Genomic DNA, 16,644 nt, shown 5'->3' on the forward strand with positions numbered 1-16,644 from the left:
CTAACCGGCACCCTGCGCGGCCATGTTGGCCTCGACCTCTTTCATCCACGCCTCGTAGGGCCGGGTGGTGTCGAGCTCGAACTCGAAGCGGTCCACCATGTCCGGTTGGACGTCGGCGGCGTCGACGTAGAACTGCTGATACCAGCGACGTAACTGGTAGACCGGCCCGTCCTCCTCGACCAGAAGCGGGTTGTCGATGCGCGCTTTGTGCCGCCAGATCTGCACGTCCTGCTCGAACCCGATCTTGACGAAGTCGCCCAGGCTGATCGCGGTCTTCAGCGCCTCATCGCCAGGCAACTTGTCCGACTTCTTGACGATGATGCCGTATTGCAGCACAAAGGAATTCGAGTCGATCGGATAGTGGCAGTTGATCAGGATCGTCTTGGCGTCGCCGTCGGTGTAGTGGTAGGTCAAGTCGTCGATCATGAACGACGGCCCATAGTAGGACGCCACCGACGTGGTCCCCAGCATCGTGGTCCCCTCGGGGCTACCGATGTCGGGTCGGCTCCCGCCGTTCATGTACTGGGTGGCCACCTGCCCCTCGAAGATGTTCTTGAAATAGGTGGGCAACGAGCCGTGGATGTAGAAGAAGTGGGCCATGTCCACCACGTTGTCGATGATCTCGCGACAGTTGCTGTGCACGACAGTGGTGTACCAGTGCCAGTCGGTCCACTCGTCGCTGGTGGCACCCTCGATGCGCGGGATCGTGACCTCCGCGGGCGGCGGTTTTCGTTCCGGGTCGTTCCACACGAACAACATCCCGTCCTGCTGCAGCGTGGTCCACGCCGCGGTGCGCGCCAACTTCGGCGTCCGCCGGCTGTAGGGCACCTGCTTGCACCGCCCGTCACCGCCCCAGCGCCAGTCGTGGAACGGGCAGGCGATCTCGTCGCCCTTGATTTCGCCCTGCGAGAGATCACCGCCCATGTGCCGGCAGAAGGCGTCAAGGACGTTGATGGTGCCGTTCGCGCTGCGGAAGACAACGAGCTTTTGTCCGAAGGCGTTGACGGCGTGCGGCTTCCCATCACCGAAACCCCGAGTCAGGCCCAGGCAGTGCCAGCCGCGGGCGAACCGCGTCGGAACGGCCTGCGCTTCAATCAGCCGAACTTCGTCGACCTCGGACTGCGTCGTCATAGGGATGATTAAACTCCCGTCGCTCCGTTTGCGGAGCCGCTTGTTCCCACTGATCAGGACGGCTCTTCCGTTGCCGGGCGGCCTGGGCATACGGTTTTGCGCGTGAACCCCCAGAGCGCGACGATCCCCGCCGGGCTACCCGTGGCCGATATGACGGTCGACCTGCTGGTGGTCGGGTCCGGGACCGGCATGGCCGCGGCACTGGCCGCCCACGAACTCGGGCTGTCGGTGCTGATCGTGGAGAAGTCGTCGTACGTGGGCGGGTCCACTGCCCGGTCGGGCGGCGCGTTGTGGCTACCCGTCAGTCCCATTCTGCGAGACGCCGGCGCCGGGGACTCCCCCGAGCGCGCCGTCGCGTATCTGGACTCGGTGGTGGCGGGTTCGGCCCCGCCACAGCGATCGGCCGAATTCGTGGCCCACGTCCCGGCGACGGTCGACATGCTGCGCCGAGCGACCCCGCTGCGGCTGTTCTGGGCCCGCGACTACTCCGACTACCACCCCGAGGAGCCGGGTGGCAGCGCGGCGGGCCGGACGTGCGAATGCCACCCGTTCGACACCTCGATCCTCGGCCGGTACCGCGCCCGGTTGCGCCCCGGCGTGCTCGAGGCCGGTGTCTCGATACCGACGACGGGCGCCGACTACCGGTGGATGAACCTCGTGGCCCGGGTGCCGCGCAAGGGCATCCCGACGTTCGGCAAGCGGGTGGCCCAGGGCTTCGGCGGGAGGCTGATCGGTCGGCGCTACGCAGCGGGCGGCCAGGGTCTGATGGCCGGGCTGTTCGCGGGGGTGCTGCGCGCCGGCATCCCGGTGTGGACCGACTGCCCGCTCGTCCGCCTGCAAGGCGACGGGCAGCGGGTGACTGGCGCGGTCGTCGACCATGACGGGCGCGAGGTGACGATCACCGCCCGGCGCGCAGTGGTGCTGGCAACGGGCGGTTTCGACCACAGCATGGACATGCGGTGGAAGTTCCAGTCCGAGTCGCTGGGCGCCAATCTGAGCCTGGGGGCCCAATCCAATACGGGCGACGGCATTCGCGCGGGGCAGGAATTCGGCGCCGATATCGCTTTGATGGATCAAGCCTGGTGGTTTCCCGCCATCGCGCCCCTGCCGGGCAAGGCGCCGGCGGTAATGCTGGCCGAACGTTCACTGCCCGGAAGCCTCATCGTCGACCAAAACGGCCACCGATTCGCCAACGAGTCCGCGGACTACATGTCGTTCGGCCAGCGGCTGCTCGAGCTGGAGCGGTCGGGCAGCCCCGTGGACGCGATGTGGATCGTGTTCGACCAGCAGTACCGCAACAGTTATGTCTTTGGCGCCGAACTGTTCCCGCGCATGCGCATCCCGCAAGCCTGGTACGACGCGGGCATCGCGGTGCGTGCGGACAACCTCGGCGAGCTGGGTGCCCGGATGAACGTGTCGGTGCCGGAATTCCGCGAGACGATGACGCGGTTCAACCAAAACGCCGCCGCCGGTGAGGATCCCGACTTCGGCCGGGGGCGCAGCGCCTACGACCGCTACTACGGCGACCCCACGATCAAGCCGAACCCCAATCTGCGCCCGTTGGTCAACGGCCCGTTCTACGCCGTGAAGATGGTGCTCAGCGACCTGGGCACGTGCGGCGGACTGAAGGCCGACCAGCGCGCACGGGTGCTCCGCGAGGATGGAAGCGTGATCGCCGGCCTGTACGCGATCGGCAACACCGCCGCCAACGCGTTCGGCACGACGTACCCGGGCGCGGGGGCGACGATCGCGCAGGGCCTGGTGTACGGCTTCATCGCGGCCCGCGATGCGGCGGCGCGGGACGCGACGCGCTAGCGGCGATCGCGAGGGCGGCGAGGCCGGGCGAAGCGGGTCGCCGCCATCAGGATCAGTCCGCTTTGCGTTTGGCCTCGACCTGCTTCTCGACCTCACGCCAGTAGCCGGGCATCGGGCGCGGCTGCCCGAAGCCCCCCTTCGCCGCCTTCTTCAGAATGGCGTCCGCCCCGTCGATGTCCTTCATCAGTTCGAGCGCGAATTCGCGCTCCGCGGCGTAGTACTTGGCCGCCCAGCGAAGCGCGATCACCGAATACGCCCATGCGGGTTGGGCCTCGGCGCCGTCGGCGTCCTCAACCGCCTTGCGGTGCCTGGCCTCGGCGTAGGCGACGTGTTCGGCGAGCAGCTCCTTGAGCCGGGCCGGGTTGCTGAGGTGACCAAACGTCACCCGCAGCAGGACGCTGTGCTTGAGCACCGGGGGGTCCACCGGGGCGTTGTTGGTCCAGTCGGTGACGGCGGCCATCCCGGCCGGCGTGATCCTGTAGAGCCGGCGGCTGCGCGGGCCCTCGTCGCGCTCAACGCGTGAGGTCACCAGGCCCAGCCCCTCGAGCTTCTTCAGCTCGGTGTAGATCTGGCTATACGACGGACTCCAGTAGTACAGATCGACGCTCCAGTCGATCCACTTTTTCAGGTCGTAGCCGGAGACCTCCTCCTCGTAGGACATCATGCCCAGCAGCGCCCAACTCGTGGCGGCAAGCGCCGCCTTCGACTGGCCGGTAGGGTCCGGTTCGGAGGCCACGGCGCAAGGTTAACAACCCGCGACGAGGATCTGTTTGACGCGGACCGCTGGGCGGGATGCAGTGTGGTGGGCGATGGTCGCAAGGGATACAGCCGGTCCCCGGGCATGCGTGATGGGCTTTGGAGGAAACCACCATGAAATTCGCGTTCCCCCTGCCCCACATGGTGCGCCTGCCGGCGATGACGCAACCCTGGGAGGCCGCGGTCACGGGGCCCGACCAGACCCGCATGGTCAAGTGCGCCGACCGGTGGGGCTACGACATGATCGCCGTCCCCGAACATCTCGTCATCCCCACCGAGCACGTCGAGCTGTCCGGGCCGCACTACCTGCACTCGACGGCCGCCCAGGCCTACATCGCCGGCGCGACCGACCGGGTCGCCGTCAATTCCTGCGTCACCATCCTGCCGTTGCACCAGCCGATCGCCCTGGCGAAGGCGCTGGCCACCGCGGACTGGATGAGCGGGGGCCGGATGATGGTTACGTTCGGGGTCGGCTGGCTGGCAAGGGAATTCGAGCTCCTCGGGGTGCCGTTCGGCGAAAGGGGACGCATCGCCGACGAATACCTGGCGGCCATCGTGGAGCTGTGGACCAGTGACACCCCGCGATTCGAGGGCCGCTACGTGTCGTTCGACGGCATCGCGTTCGAGCCGAAACCGGTTCAAAAGCCCCACCTTCCGATCTGGATCGGCGGAGACGCCGATGCCGCGCTGCGCAGGGCGGCCAGGTACGCGTCCGGCTGGTGGCCGTTCCTGACGCCACCCGAACAGATCGCCGACAGGCTCGACTACCTCAAATCCCAGCCGTGCTATGACGGCCGGCCGTTCGAGGTGATGTACGGGCTGAGCACGAACCGGGTCGGTGAGGGACACGTCGCACGCGACGACCCGGCCGGACGGCCCGGCATGAGCGCCGACGAGATCGTCGACCGGTTGGGCTGGCTCGCCGGCCAGGGCGTGACGGTCAGCGCCGTACCCATCCCCGCCGTCGGCGGCGTCGACGAATACCTCGACTACGCGCAGTGGGTGATCGAGGAGATCAAGCCCAAAGTGGCCGGACCGATCACCTGATCGTCAACCCGCGCTTGCGCACCCACCACACCGCGGTGGCCGTGCCGAAGACCCAGACGCCCACGGCTATCGCCAGGTGCACGAAGCTCTTGGTGTCGCGACCGAACACCGGCCAGATCATCGCGGGGAGCTTCGTCCAAAGCACCTTGTGCTCGACCCCGTTCATCGGGTCGGCAATGTAGTACAGCGCGTACGGAAGGGTCAGCACCGTCAGCCAGCTGCCCGTGCGGCGCCGGTTGCCGCGCTGCCGCCAGCGCCGGATCAGCGGCTCGACGCTGACCGGATGCAGCACCGAGATCAGGTTGCCGATCCCCAGCCAGGAAACGATGGGCACGGCGACGGTAGGGATCGTGATCCCCAGCCGCCCAGGCGTTTCCAGGCACAGCGTCAACGCCATGGCCGCCAGCAAGGTGGGCAGCCCGACGATCGCAAGCAGGGCGAGGTTCTTGATCAGCAGGATTCGCCAGAACGGCATGCCGTCGGACAGGCCCGCCAGGACGCGATAGTGATCGGCGCCGAACAGGTTGGTGGTGGTGACGTCGGCCAGCACCCACGATGAAAAGTAGGTGCCAATCAAAATCACCCAGTCGGTGTGGTGGCGGCCGATGGTCAGCGGCTGCACCAGTAGCCATGCCGCGGCGAAGATGATGTTGGCGACCACCCCCATCAGCCACGTGCGGGGCGCGGTGAACGCCCACCGGATCTCCGCGCACACCGCCGCCAGGCCCGGCTTCTCGAAGTCCTTGGCAGCCCGCCGGGCGGCGTCGGGCCGGGGCGCCGACGCGCGCACGGCGGCGCGCAACGCGGCACGCGCGCGCGGGTGCATCGGCCGCTGCATCTCGGTGGCGATCAACTCACGTGCTCCTGGCAATCGATCGATCAGCGCGTGGTCGAAAACTTCATGCCAGGCAGGATAGCGACATGAACCGCAAGCGTGTCGTCATTGCCGGGCTTGGAGACGCGGGTGTCCTGGCCGCGATCCGGCTGTCCGGGCACGCCGACGTCGTCGGCATCTCCGTCAAGCCCGCGCTGGTCAGCGGCCAGGAACTCGGCGTTCGGCTCTCGCGCCCGGACGATTGGGCCCGCGATTACTGGATTCCGTTCGACCGGTTCCGGCGCCTGGACCGGGTGCGGACGGTGCAGGCCCGGCTGACCAGCGTGGACCTGGCCGCCCGCACCGTCCTGGGCAAACGCGCCGACGGGGCGGAGCTCGCCGAGGAGTACGACGCGCTGATCATCGCGACCGGGGTCAGTAACGGCTTCTGGCGCCGGCCGACGCTGCAATCGGCGACGGAGGTCGGGGCGGAGCTGCGCGCCGCGCACGACCGGCTGGCGGCCGCCGGTTCCGTCGTCGTCGTGGGCGGCGGCGCGGCGGCGGTGAGCAGCGCGCTCAACATGGCCACCACGTGGCCGGACAAGCGGATCGACCTGTACTTCCCCGGATCGCGCGCCTTGGGTGAGTACCACCCACGAATTTGGGACCGGATTCGCGGCCGGCTCACCGCCCTGGGCGTGGGCATCCACCCCGGCCACCGCGCCGTCCTGCCCGACGCCTTCGCGGGCGACGAAATCACGGGTGACCCGGTGTCCTGGAGCACCGGACAACCCCCGGCCTACGCCGACGCCGTGCTGTGGGCGATCGGGCGGGTGCGCCCCAACACCGATTGGCTGCCGCGCGAGCTGCTGAACGAGGACCGGTTCGTACGCGTGACCCCAGAACTGCGCGTCCCGGGGCACCCGGCTGTCTTCGCGGTCGGCGACGTCGCGGCGACCGATCCGCTGCGGAGCTCGGCCCGCAACCGCGGAGATGCGTTGGTGGCCCGCAATGTCCGGGCCGAACTCAGCGGCGGGCGGCTCGAGACCTACCGTGCGCCGACGCGGCGGTGGGGTTCGCTGGTGGGTATCCAACCCGACGGGCTGGAAGTGTTTCTGCCCACCGGGCACGCGTTCCGATTTCCGTTGTGGTCGGTCGAGCGGGTGGTGATGCCGTGGATCGTGCGCTGGGGCATGTATCGCGGTGTGCGGGAGAACAATCCGCTCGGCTGAGATCAGGCGCCGTTGAGCAGCAGCATGAGCCCGTAATCCATGTGGATCTGCTGGTGGCAATGCAGCAGCGACAGGCCGGGCTGGTCGGCGACGAAGTCGACGTCCATGCTCTGGTAGCCACCCAGCATCGCGACGTCCTTGCGCACGCCGGCCGTCGGCGTGCCGGCGAAGTGGGTGATTTCGAATGTGTGCCGGTGCAGGTGCATTGGGTGCAAGTCGTCGCTGGCATTGCGGAAGCGCAGCCGGTAGCGCTTGTCGCGCTGCACATTGAGCACGGGTTGGTTGGTGTCCATGGAAAACGGTGTGCCGTTGAACGTCCACACGTTGAACCCGTTGTCAGCGGCGTTGCGCTTCTCGATCAGCAGCTCGATGGTGTGATCGGGTGGCGGGGCCGGCGCCGGGTTGGGCGGCGCGAACAGCCGGTAATCCCACTTGGACGGCGGGGGCGTCGCCCACTGCGGATCCCCGCCGCGCCCGGCATATTCGACGACGACGCCCATGCCGTGGCCGCGGTCATCGTCGGACAGGTCGCCCAGCACCCACACCCCGGGGTTCTCCATGGTGACCACCGCCGAAATGCGTTCGGCCGCACCGAGCCACAGCACGGGCACCGGCGCCGGGTTGGGAACGGGATTGCCGTCCAGCGCAACCACGTTGAAGGTGTGCCCGGGCAACGCCAAGCTGCGGGTCTCGGTGGCGCTGCCGTTGAGGACGTGCAGCAGAACCTTTTCGCCGGTCCGCACGCGGATGGGATCGCCGTGGCCGAGCATCCGGCCGTTGACGGCGAACGCGCCGTAGCCGACCTCGAAGCCGCGGGGTTCGCCACGGGCCAGCGAGGCCGCCATCGACGACTCCCCCCTGGCTTTGAGCTCCGGGTCCTCGTCGCCGGCCAGGAATTCACTGGCCATGTCGCCGCCGCGGCTGAACGCGGGCTCGAATTCCTTCAGCGTCAGGAAGACCTCTTGGTCATAGGCCCCGGGGTTCTGCCTGGGCTCGATGTAGACGGGGCCGACGAGTCCGGTGTACTGACCGCGGGACAGGTCGGATCGCGGCACCACATGGGTGTGGTAGAAGCGGAAGCCCGCCGGGCCGGGGACGAAGGAAATCCGCCGCATGCCGTGCGCGGGGATGTAGGGCGTGCCCTCCTCGGCGGAGCCGTCGACGTCGCCGCCGACGTGCTGGCCGTGCCAGTGCAGCTGCTCGGGGGAATCGGTGTCGTTGAAGACGTCCACCGTCGTCCGCTGACCCTCTTTGAAGCGCAGCAGCGGGCCCGGAAACTGGCCGTTGTAGGTCAGGGTCGACACGACGTGACCAGGCGCCAATTCGACTGCCCCCGTGCCGATTCGCAGCGTGTAATCGGCCTTGGCGCCGGGTGGAGCTGGCCGTGCGCACGCGCCCCCGCTAGCGGCGAGCGCGGCCAGGCCGCCCCACTTGAAGAAGTCACGCCTAGCGAGCGACACGTCATCGCCCCCGCGGGTAAGCGTCGAGAACGGGCAGGAGGAAGTCGATGCGCTCGTCCAATTCGCTTGCCACCCTCTCGAATTCGCGGTAGCCGCCGGCCGACGGATCGGGCAGGCTCCAGTGCATCGTCGTCGCCAGGTGGTGGCCGCGCGCGTACTCGCGGACCTTGTCGCACAGCGTGATCACGCAGTCGAAGCGACGCCGCGCCACCGCGGTCAACGGTTGCGGCCGCTGCGCTGCGAGGTCGACCCCGTACCGGTCGCGCATGATGCGAATCGCGTCGCGGTGCAGGTGCGGTTTGGGATGGCTGCCGGCGCTGGCGGCGCGGATGCGGCCCTGGCCCCGTCGCCGAAGCAGCGCCTCGGCCATCGGCGAGCGCGCGCTGTTGCCGGAACACAGGAACAGCACCGAGCGCGCCGCCGGCTTGGCGACAGGAGTCGGCGCCAGCGCCGGGTGCAGCGCCAGGGCCGACTCGCGGAACGCCCCCGCGCAGCCCGTCAGGTTCAGCCGGTAGTAGGTGTCGCGACCGTCGAAACTGCTGCGCCGTGCGTCGACGAGGCCGGCCGAGCGCAGCAGCCCCAAGTGATACGAGATCAGGTTCTGCGGCTCGTCGACGGCGGCAGCCAGTTCCCGCACCCGGAGGTCGCTGCCCGCCAATTCGGTCAGCAGCGCCCAGCGCACCGGGTGCGACGCCATTCGCATCAGCGACGGAACCGCCGTCTTGCTCGCCGCCATCCCAGCAGACATTACATCAAACTATTTTGATAGGTTGGCCGCTGCGTGCGCGGTGAGGAGACCGATTGGCCGACAAGAACTCCGGCGAGCTTCGCCGAAGCCTGGGTTTGTTCGACGCGGTGACGATCGGGCTCGGCTCGATGATCGGCGCCGGGATCTTCGCTGCGCTCGGCCCGGCCGCGCGCGCCGCGGGCTCGGGCCTGCCGCTGGGCCTGGCGGTGGCCGCGGTGGTGGCCTACTGCAATGCCACCTCGTCCGCGCGCCTGGCCGCCCGCTACCCCGCCTCCGGCGGCACCTATGTTTACGGCCGCGAGCGGCTGGGCGACTTCTGGGGATACCTGGCGGGGTGGGGCTTCGTCGTCGGCAAGACCGCCTCGTGCGCCGCGATGGCCCTGACCATCGGCTCCTACGCGTGGCCCGCGCACGCGCACCCGGTCGCCGTAGCCGCCGTGGTGGCGCTGACCGCGGTGAACTACGCCGGGGTGCGGAAGTCGGCCTGGCTGACCCGCGTCATCGTCGCGCTCGTCCTCGCCGTGCTGGCCGCGGTGGTCGTCGCCGCGTTCACGTCCGCAGCGGGCGACGCGGTACACGTCCGCCCGGCGGGGACCACCGTCGGCGGGGTGATTCAGGCCGCGGGGCTGTTGTTCTTCGCCTTCGCCGGCTACGCGCGCATCGCCACCCTGGGCGAGGAGGTGCGCGACCCGGCGCGCACCATCCCCCGCGCGATACCGCTCGCCCTCGCCATCGCCCTGGCCGTCTACGCGCTGGTGGCCGTGGCCGCGCTCTCGGTGCTCGGGCCGCGGCGCCTCGGTCAGGCGACGGCGCCGCTCGTCGACACGGTGTGGGCCGCCGGGACGGCCTGGCTGGTTCCCGTCGTCCAGGTGGGGGCTGCCGTCGCGGCACTGGGCTCCCTGCTGGCGCTGATCCTGGGCGTCTCGCGGACCACGCTGGCCATGGCCCGTGACCACCACCTGCCGCACGCTCTCGCAAGCGTGCACCCGCGGTTCGGGGTCCCCCACCGCGCCGAACTGCTGATCGGCCTCGTGGTGGCGGTCCTGGCCGCGACCGCCGACCTGCGCGGCGCCATCGGGTTCTCCTCGTTCGCCGTGCTCATCTACTACGCCGTGGCCAACGCCTCCGCGTTCACCCTCGAGCCCGACGAGGGCCGCCCGCACCGCGCGATCCCGGTGCTCGGATTGGTCGGGTGTGTCGTCTTGGCGTTCGCGATGCCGCCCTCGTCGGTGCTGTCGGGCGTGACGGTGCTGGGGTTGGGCGTCGCCGCCTACGCGATTCGGCTCGTCCGCGCGAAGTGAGGGTGGCGCGCTGATTCGATAAGTGCTTATATAGAAGAATGTCGAATCAACAGGTGGCATGCTGCCCGACCCTGGGGACGGCCGCGATGGCCGAGTCCCAGGCCGCCGAGCTGGCGACGATGTTCAAAGCCCTGGGCGACCCCGTGCGCCTGAGGTTGTTGAGCCTGATCGCCAGCCACCCCGGCGGCGAGGCCTGCGTCTGCGAGATTTCGGCGACCTTCGACCTTTCGCAGCCGACGATTTCCCATCACCTCAAGTTGCTGCGCTCGGCCGGGCTGCTGGACTGCGAGCGACGCGGCACCTGGGTGTACTACTGGGTGATTCCCGCCGCGCTGCAGCAACTTTCGTCGGTCTTGAAGCCATGAGCACGCCGACGTCCACCGCAGCCGCGGCAACGGCCCGGCTCCCTGTCATGGACCGGTTCCTGCCGATATGGATCGGTGCGGCGATGGCCGCTGGCGTGTTGCTTGGACGCATCGTTCCCGGGCTCGGAACGGCGCTGAGCGCGGTTGCGGTGCAAGGGGTTTCGCTGCCGATTGCGGTCGGCCTGTTGGTCATGATGTATCCGGTGCTGGCCAAGGTCCGCTACGACCGGCTCGACGAGGTCACCGCCGACCGCAAGCTGATGGTGTCCTCGGTGTTGCTCAATTGGGTGATCGGTCCCGCGGTGATGTTCACGCTGGCCTGGTCGCTGCTGGCGGATCTGCCCGAGTACCGCACCGGCCTGATCATCGTCGGGCTCGCCCGCTGCATCGCGATGGTCATCATCTGGAACGACCTGGCCTGCGGGGACCGCGAGGCAGCGGCCGTGCTGGTCGCACTCAATTCGCTGTTCCAGGTGGTCATGTTCGCCGCCCTGGGCTGGTTCTACCTATCGGTGCTGCCCGGGTGGTTGGGCCTGCCCCAAACCGGCATCCACGTCTCGCCATGGCAGATCGCCAAGGCGGTGCTCATCTTCCTCGGCATCCCGCTGCTCGCCGGGTACCTGTCTCGGCGGCTGGGCGAACGGATCCGGGGCCGCGACTGGTATGAGATGCGGTTTATCCCCCGCATCGGGCCGTGGGCGCTGTACGGGTTGTTGTTCACCATCGTGATTCTGTTTGCGCTGCAGGGCCATGCGATCGCGTCCCGGCCGGGGGACGTGGCCCGCATCGCCATTCCGCTGCTGGCCTACTTCGCGATCATGTGGGCGGGCGGGTACGGCCTCGGCCTGCTGCTGCGGCTCGGCTATGCCCGCACCGCCACGCTGGCATTCACCGCCGCCGGGAACAACTTCGAACTGGCCATCGCGGTGGCCATCGCGACCTACGGCGCCACGTCGGGGCAAGCCCTCGCCGGGGTTGTCGGACCACTGATCGAGGTGCCCGTGCTGGTTGGGCTGGTCTACGTTTCGCTTGCGCTGCGCGCCCGGCTGTTCCCGGCCGAGTCGACCCGAGGGACCCGCGCCGATGTCCGGTAAACCCAGCGTCCTGTTCGTCTGCGTGCACAACGCCGGACGCTCACAGATGGCCGCCGCCCTGCTGAGCACGATGGCCGACGGCCGCATCGAAGTCCGCTCGGCCGGAACGCAACCCGCCGACGAGGTCAACCCCGTTGCGATTGCCGCCATGGCCGAACGAGGCATCGACATCGCCGCCGCCGACCCGAAAATCCTCACCGGCGACGACGTGCGAACCAGCGACGTCGTCATCACCATGGGCTGCGGTGACACCTGCCCGTACTTTCCGGGAGTGTCCTATCGCGACTGGGACGTGCCCGACCCCGCCGGCCAGCCGCTCACCACGGTGCGCGCCATCCGCGACGACATCGCCCACCGCGTCGAGGCGCTGATCGCCGAACTCCTGCCCACCACCCCATAGCCCCGCACCGAAAGAAAGGACACCTCATGTCTCGTGTGCAACTCGCCCTCAACGTCGACGACCTCGGCCAGGCGATCGCCTTCTATTCCAAGCTGTTCGGCACCGAACCGGCCAAGGTCAAACCCGGATACGCGAACTTCGCGATCGCCGAGCCCCCGCTGAAGCTGGTGCTGCTGGAGAATCCCGGCCACGGCGGCAGCCTCAACCACCTCGGCGTGGAGGTCGCCACCAGTGACACCGTGCACGCCGAAATCGCCCGCCTCGCCGAAGGTGGGCTGGTCACCGAGGAGGAGCTCAACACCACCTGCTGCTTCGCCAGCCAGGACAAGGTCTGGGTCACCGGTCCCGGCGGGGAACGCTGGGAGGTCTACACGGTGATCGCGGACTCCGACACCTTCGGAGAAACCACCGACGAGCCCTGCTGCCAGGCCTAGGGGCACCGCCCGATTCCCCCGCGGGCCCAACGGGAACACTGACCGGATGGCCGACCCGGGAGAAGACGCGTTCGAAAAGCTGGTCGCGGTGCTGAACTACCCGATGTACGTCGTCACGACGCGGGCCGACGGCGTCGCGGCGGGCTGCCTGGTCGGGTTCGCCAGCCAGACCAGCATTCACCCACCCCGATTTCTGGTCGGTCTGTCCCGGAAGAACCACACATTCCGGGTCGCCACCGAGGCGACTCACCTGGCGGTGCACGTGTTCGACCACGAGCACCTCGACATCGTCGAGCTGTTCGGCAGCCAAACCGGCGACAAGATCAACAAGTTCGACCGCTGCTCGTGGCACAGCGGTCCGGCGCGGATGCCCATCCTCGACGACGCGGCCGCATGGTTCGTCGGCGAGATTCTCGAGCGTTTCACGCTGGGTGACCACGTAGGGCATCTGCTCGCGCCGGTGGACGGCCGGCCCCCGCGGGAACTGGAAAGCTGGGTGTCATTCAGCGACGTTCAGCATCTGGAACCCGGCCACGAGGCGTAGCAGTGATCCCCCGGGTGGGCACCGTCGCCGGCATCACCGAACTCGCATCGTTCTACGCCGATCCCCCGCCGGGCGTGCGCGCCAACATGATCTTCAGCGCCGACGGCGCGGCCGCCTTCGGCGGTCGAGCCGGTCCGCTGTCGTGTCCCATCGACCAACAGCTGCTGAAAACCCTGCGCGGCTTCGCCGACGTCGTCCTGGTGGGCGCCGGCACCGCGCGCGCCGAGAACTACGGCCCGGTGCGGCTCCTCGACCCGGCCCGGACCGCACCGCCCCCGATCGCGGTGATCAGCCGCAGCGGCCGGCTCCCGTCGAGGCTGTTCGGCGACCCCGACCAGCCACCGATCGTGGTGACGTGCGCGCACGCAGCGGCGGCGCGAGACGAGTTCGGCGACGGTGGGCGGCACGTATTGGTGGCCGGCGAAGAATCCGTCGACGTGGCGCGGGCCGTCGGGCGGCTGCGCGCGCGGGGGCTGCACCGCATCCTGTGCGAGGGCGGCCCGACCGTGCTCGACGAGCTGGTGGAAGCCGACGCCGTCGATGAGATCTGCGTGACTTTGGCGCCCAAACTCGCCGCCAGCCAGCCGGTGGGCCAACGTCTCACCCCGTCGTCGCTGCCCGCACCGGTGACGATGCGCCTCGAACACGCGCTGGCTTGCGACGGTTACCTGTTCTTGAAATATCGCCGCTGATTCCGCTCGACATGCAGCCGACGGGACCGCTTCCTATGATGGAAATGCCCGGTTGCGCACTCGTATCGAATCGCCTGCGCGGCATCATTTTCAATTCCTCGCCGTCCACTTTCTCGAGCCACACAGAGGAGGACTATCGGCCAGGTGAGCAGCTCAAAAGACGACCATGACTACCGCAATCTGGCGGTCAACCGGCTGCGGCCCAGCGAACTTCAATGGGCGCTGAACCACGACGCCGTACACGGGATCGCGTACGCCTTCAAGAATCCCGTCGCCGTCGCCGAATCCATCGACGATCCGGACGACGACAGGATGACCTATCTGGTCCGCGTCAAGCGCGATGACCTGGCCAACGCGTTCGGCAAGATCAACGACTGGATCACCGAAAACCCCGGCCCCGCCGGGATGCAGGCGTTCGGATTCGTCCGCGCCCTGTCCCGCGAAGGGCTGACCGAACGCACCAACGGTGACGACGAACTCCGTTAATCCGCGTTGCCCAATTAGCTGGCTTTCGCTATTCGCCGTGCCCAGTGGCCTGTGAAACCTTAGCCTTATGCCTGCGCACGGTCGGTGACTGAGGAGTCGGGATGGGTGACACGACCGCGGATTCGCGGGAGGGTTCGCAGTTCGGGCCATATCTGCTGCGGCGGCTGATCGGTCGCGGCGGCATGGGCGACGTCTATGAGGCCGAGGACACGGTCCGGGAACGCACCGTCGCGCTGAAGCTGATGTCGCAGACGCTGTCCACCGACCCGGTCTTCCGCTCCCGCATGCAGCGCGAGGCCCGCACCGCGGGCCGGCTGCAGGAACCGCACGTCGTCCCCATTCACGACTTCGGCGAGATCGACGGCCAGCTGTACGTCGACATGCGTCTGATCGACGGCAAGGACCTGGCCACCATGCTGAGCCGGTACGGGCCGCTGTCCCCGCCCCGGGCGGTGGCCATCGTGCGCCAGATCGGCTCGGCGCTCGACGCCGCGCACGCCGCCGGCGTCCTGCATCGCGACGTCAAGCCGGAAAACATCCTGGTGAGCGGCGACGACTTCGCCTACCTCGTGGACTTCGGAATCGCCAGCGCCACCGCCGACGAAAAGCTGACGCAGATCGGCACCACCGTGGGCACCGTCAAATACATGGCCCCGGAGCGCTTCAGCGACTCCGAGGTCACCCATCGGGCCGACATCTACGCCTTGGCCTGCGTGCTGTACGAGTGCCTGACCGGATCCCCGCCGTATACCGGCGACCAGATCAGCGTGATGGGTGCCCACCTGCACCAGGCGATCCCGCGGCCCAGTGCCGCGCGGCCCGGCATCCCGGTCGCCTTCGACGCGGTGATCGCCCGCGGCATGGCCAAGGATCCCGCGGACCGCTACGCCAGTTGCGGTGACCTGTCGGCGGCGGCCTACGCGGCACTGGCCGAACCAGACCAGGACCGGGCCACCGACATCCTGGCGCGCAGCCAGGTGGCGCGGATGCCGGCGGCGTTCGCCGGCCAGCAGCCCGGGGGAATCGCCCAGGCCGCCCCGGCGCACGCCCCTTCGTCCGGTCCGATGTGGTCGGCGCCGCCACCGCCCGGGGGTCCGGTGCCCCAGCCGACAGGCTGGGCCGGTTCCCCCAGTTGGACTCCCAGCATCGCCGGGGCGCCGCCATGGGGCCAGCCGCCGCGGCGCAGCAGAAAGCCTTGGCTGTGGGTGGGCGTCGCCGCCACCGCCCTGGTGGCCACCGTGGGCGTGGCGCTCGCCGTCGTTCGGCCCTGGGAGTCGGCGTCGCCGCCGGAGCCGACCAAGCCGCCGCCAGCACCGGATGCCGTCGCGCTCCGGGTCCTCGATGACGGTGTGTTCGTCGGCAGCTCGGCGGCGTCGATGACCATCGACGTGTTCAACGAACCCATCTGCCCGCCCTGCGGCAGTTTCATCAGGTCGAACGCGGGTGACATCGAGAGCGCGGTGAACAACAAGAAGCTCGCGGTGCGCTACCACCTGCTCGACTTCCTCGACGACAAGTCACACAGCAAGAACTATTCGACCCGGGCGGTGGCGGCGTCGTACTGCGTCGCAGCGCAAAACGACGCCAAGACCTACACCGCCTTCTATTCGGGCTTGTTCGCCAGCAACTTCCAGCCGGCGGAGGACGCCGCGGAGGACCGCACCGACGGCGAACTGGCCCAACTGGCCAAGAACATCGGCGCGGACGCCGACGTGCTGACGTGCATCAAGTCCGGGGACGACGTCGGCACGGGCAAGGCGAAGTCCGCGGCCGGGTACGCGACGCTGTCCGGGCTCAACGCCAATTCGACACCGTTCGTGTGGGACGGCACCGCGTCGGTGAACTATTCCGACCCGACCTGGCTGACGAAGCTCATCGGGTAGCGGGCGATGATCGATGACACCCGGGCGAGCGACAACGACCGAAACCGGACCTGCGAAGCGCTCGACGCGGCCCTCGGCGACGGCCAGCTGTCGACCGAAGAGCACCGCGAGCGGGTAGCCGCGGCAACCAGGGCGACCACGCTGGGCGAGCTGCGGTCGCTGGTGACCGACCTCCAGATCCGCCCGGCCGCCGCACGACCGCCGTCGACGCCGGCCGGAATCAATAGGCGCCGGGCCTGGATTGCCGTGGCCGTCGCGCTGGTGCTGCTCGGCGCCGGCCTCGCCTGGGGACTGCAGCGCGACACCCCTTCGGCCCCAGCGCCATCCGCCGCCCCCACCGCGGCCCCCAGTAGCTCCGCGGCCATGACCACCAAGCGGGATGACACCGCGTTCTCGGGGCCGCCGCTGGCCCAGTTGCCGTCGCGATACAGCCAGCTCACCA

At 68.8% G+C, this 16,644-nt stretch carries 16 protein-coding genes and 1 pseudogene; 12 read left to right on the top strand and 5 right to left on the bottom strand.

What is annotated here, in order from left to right; translation table 11 throughout:
* Positions 1–1,131, bottom strand: a complete 1,131-nt coding sequence (locus A5773_RS12645) for a Rieske 2Fe-2S domain-containing protein (RefSeq protein WP_066953668.1) — start codon at positions 1,129–1,131, stop codon at positions 1–3.
* 102 nt (positions 1,132–1,233) lie between these two features.
* Between A5773_RS12645 and A5773_RS12650 the strand changes: the two genes are divergently transcribed.
* Complete coding sequence (locus A5773_RS12650; protein WP_156659550.1) at positions 1,234–2,946, top strand: 3-ketosteroid-delta-1-dehydrogenase; 1,713 nt, start codon at positions 1,234–1,236, stop codon at positions 2,944–2,946.
* A 52-nt stretch (positions 2,947–2,998) separates the two neighbouring features.
* Here A5773_RS12650 and A5773_RS12655 read toward each other — a convergent pair whose 3' ends face one another.
* Positions 2,999–3,682, bottom strand: a complete 684-nt coding sequence (locus tag A5773_RS12655; protein WP_066953666.1) for a PadR family transcriptional regulator — start codon at positions 3,680–3,682, stop codon at positions 2,999–3,001.
* A 134-nt stretch (positions 3,683–3,816) separates the two neighbouring features.
* Between A5773_RS12655 and A5773_RS12660 the strand changes: the two genes are divergently transcribed.
* Entirely contained in the window at positions 3,817–4,749 is a 933-nt protein-coding gene (locus tag A5773_RS12660; protein WP_066953664.1) for a TIGR03619 family F420-dependent LLM class oxidoreductase, read from the top strand.
* On the opposite strand, the gene A5773_RS12665 is transcribed toward A5773_RS12660, so the two are convergent.
* A complete protein-coding gene (locus tag A5773_RS12665) occupies positions 4,742–5,587 on the bottom strand; it encodes a hypothetical protein (RefSeq protein WP_369817359.1) in 846 nt (281 codons plus the stop codon). The two genes, A5773_RS12660 and A5773_RS12665, sit on opposite strands and share 8 nt — an antisense overlap.
* Before the next feature lie 83 nt (positions 5,588–5,670).
* Here A5773_RS12665 and A5773_RS12670 point away from each other — a divergent pair, with 83 nt between their 5' ends.
* Positions 5,671–6,795 (top strand): FAD-dependent oxidoreductase, encoded by a 1,125-nt coding sequence (locus A5773_RS12670; protein ID WP_067261860.1) that lies wholly within the window; start codon positions 5,671–5,673, stop codon positions 6,793–6,795.
* Positions 6,796–6,797: 2 nt separating this feature from the next.
* Here the strand turns inward: A5773_RS12670 and A5773_RS12675 are convergent, their stop codons facing one another.
* Together A5773_RS12675 and A5773_RS12680 are read right to left on the bottom strand one after the other, a co-directional pair.
* A complete protein-coding gene (locus A5773_RS12675) occupies positions 6,798–8,255 on the bottom strand; it encodes a multicopper oxidase family protein (protein ID WP_067791135.1) in 1,458 nt (485 codons plus the stop codon).
* Position 8,256: 1 nt separating this feature from the next.
* On the bottom strand, positions 8,257–9,003 hold the full coding sequence (locus tag A5773_RS12680; RefSeq protein WP_232001843.1) for an ArsR family transcriptional regulator: 747 nt from the start codon (positions 9,001–9,003) through the stop codon (positions 8,257–8,259).
* A gap of 128 nt (positions 9,004–9,131) precedes the next feature.
* On the opposite strand from A5773_RS12680, the gene A5773_RS12685 reads away from it, so the two are divergent.
* From A5773_RS12685 to A5773_RS12730, 9 genes and pseudogenes are all read left to right on the top strand, one after another.
* Complete coding sequence (locus A5773_RS12685) at positions 9,132–10,304, top strand: APC family permease (RefSeq protein WP_369817360.1); 1,173 nt, start codon at positions 9,132–9,134, stop codon at positions 10,302–10,304.
* A gap of 38 nt (positions 10,305–10,342) precedes the next feature.
* Positions 10,343–10,669, top strand: coding sequence for a helix-turn-helix transcriptional regulator (locus A5773_RS12690; RefSeq protein ID WP_066953654.1), 327 nt, complete (start codon positions 10,343–10,345; stop codon positions 10,667–10,669).
* Positions 10,666–12,163: pseudogene (gene arsB / locus A5773_RS12695) on the top strand (ACR3 family arsenite efflux transporter). The gene A5773_RS12690 and the pseudogene arsB overlap by 4 nt, the downstream one beginning before the upstream one ends.
* Before the next feature lie 26 nt (positions 12,164–12,189).
* A complete protein-coding gene (locus A5773_RS12705) occupies positions 12,190–12,597 on the top strand; it encodes an ArsI/CadI family heavy metal resistance metalloenzyme (protein WP_066953645.1) in 408 nt (135 codons plus the stop codon).
* Between the two features lie 46 nt (positions 12,598–12,643).
* The gene (locus A5773_RS12710; protein WP_066953643.1) at positions 12,644–13,141 is read left to right on the top strand and encodes a flavin reductase family protein; all 498 of its coding nucleotides are present in this window, start codon (positions 12,644–12,646) and stop codon (positions 13,139–13,141) included.
* Between the two features lie 2 nt (positions 13,142–13,143).
* Positions 13,144–13,833 (top strand): pyrimidine reductase family protein, encoded by a 690-nt coding sequence (locus A5773_RS12715; RefSeq protein ID WP_082948210.1) that lies wholly within the window; start codon positions 13,144–13,146, stop codon positions 13,831–13,833.
* Between the two features lie 144 nt (positions 13,834–13,977).
* A complete protein-coding gene (locus tag A5773_RS12720; protein ID WP_066953634.1) occupies positions 13,978–14,319 on the top strand; it encodes a hypothetical protein in 342 nt (113 codons plus the stop codon).
* 101 nt (positions 14,320–14,420) lie between these two features.
* Positions 14,421–16,202: a serine/threonine protein kinase PknE gene (locus A5773_RS12725; protein WP_066953632.1), complete on the top strand. Its 1,782-nt coding sequence runs from the start codon at positions 14,421–14,423 to the stop codon at positions 16,200–16,202.
* Positions 16,203–16,208: 6 nt separating this feature from the next.
* A partial coding sequence (locus A5773_RS12730; protein WP_156744831.1) for a DUF1707 domain-containing protein occupies positions 16,209–16,644 on the top strand: 436 nt, incomplete at its 3' end.

It is taken from the genome of Mycobacterium sp. 852014-52450_SCH5900713 (genome assembly GCF_001667075.1).
Classification (GTDB): domain Bacteria; phylum Actinomycetota; class Actinomycetes; order Mycobacteriales; family Mycobacteriaceae; genus Mycobacterium.

Coding starts and splice junctions, on each gene's coding strand:
- A5773_RS12645 (WP_066953668.1), bottom strand. CDS start 1,131: ATGACGACGCAGTCCGAGGTCGACGAAGTTCGGCTGATTGAAGCGCAG.
- A5773_RS12660 (WP_066953664.1), top strand. CDS start 3,817: ATGAAATTCGCGTTCCCCCTGCCCCACATGGTGCGCCTGCCGGCGATG.
- A5773_RS12665 (WP_369817359.1), bottom strand. CDS start 5,587: ATGCAGCGGCCGATGCACCCGCGCGCGCGTGCCGCGTTGCGCGCCGCC.
- A5773_RS12670 (WP_067261860.1), top strand. CDS start 5,671: ATGAACCGCAAGCGTGTCGTCATTGCCGGGCTTGGAGACGCGGGTGTC.
- A5773_RS12680 (WP_232001843.1), bottom strand. CDS start 9,003: ATGTCTGCTGGGATGGCGGCGAGCAAGACGGCGGTTCCGTCGCTGATG.
- A5773_RS12685 (WP_369817360.1), top strand. CDS start 9,132: ATGATCGGCGCCGGGATCTTCGCTGCGCTCGGCCCGGCCGCGCGCGCC.
- A5773_RS12690 (WP_066953654.1), top strand. CDS start 10,343: ATGTCGAATCAACAGGTGGCATGCTGCCCGACCCTGGGGACGGCCGCG.
- A5773_RS12705 (WP_066953645.1), top strand. CDS start 12,190: ATGTCTCGTGTGCAACTCGCCCTCAACGTCGACGACCTCGGCCAGGCG.
- A5773_RS12710 (WP_066953643.1), top strand. CDS start 12,644: ATGGCCGACCCGGGAGAAGACGCGTTCGAAAAGCTGGTCGCGGTGCTG.
- A5773_RS12725 (WP_066953632.1), top strand. CDS start 14,421: ATGGGTGACACGACCGCGGATTCGCGGGAGGGTTCGCAGTTCGGGCCA.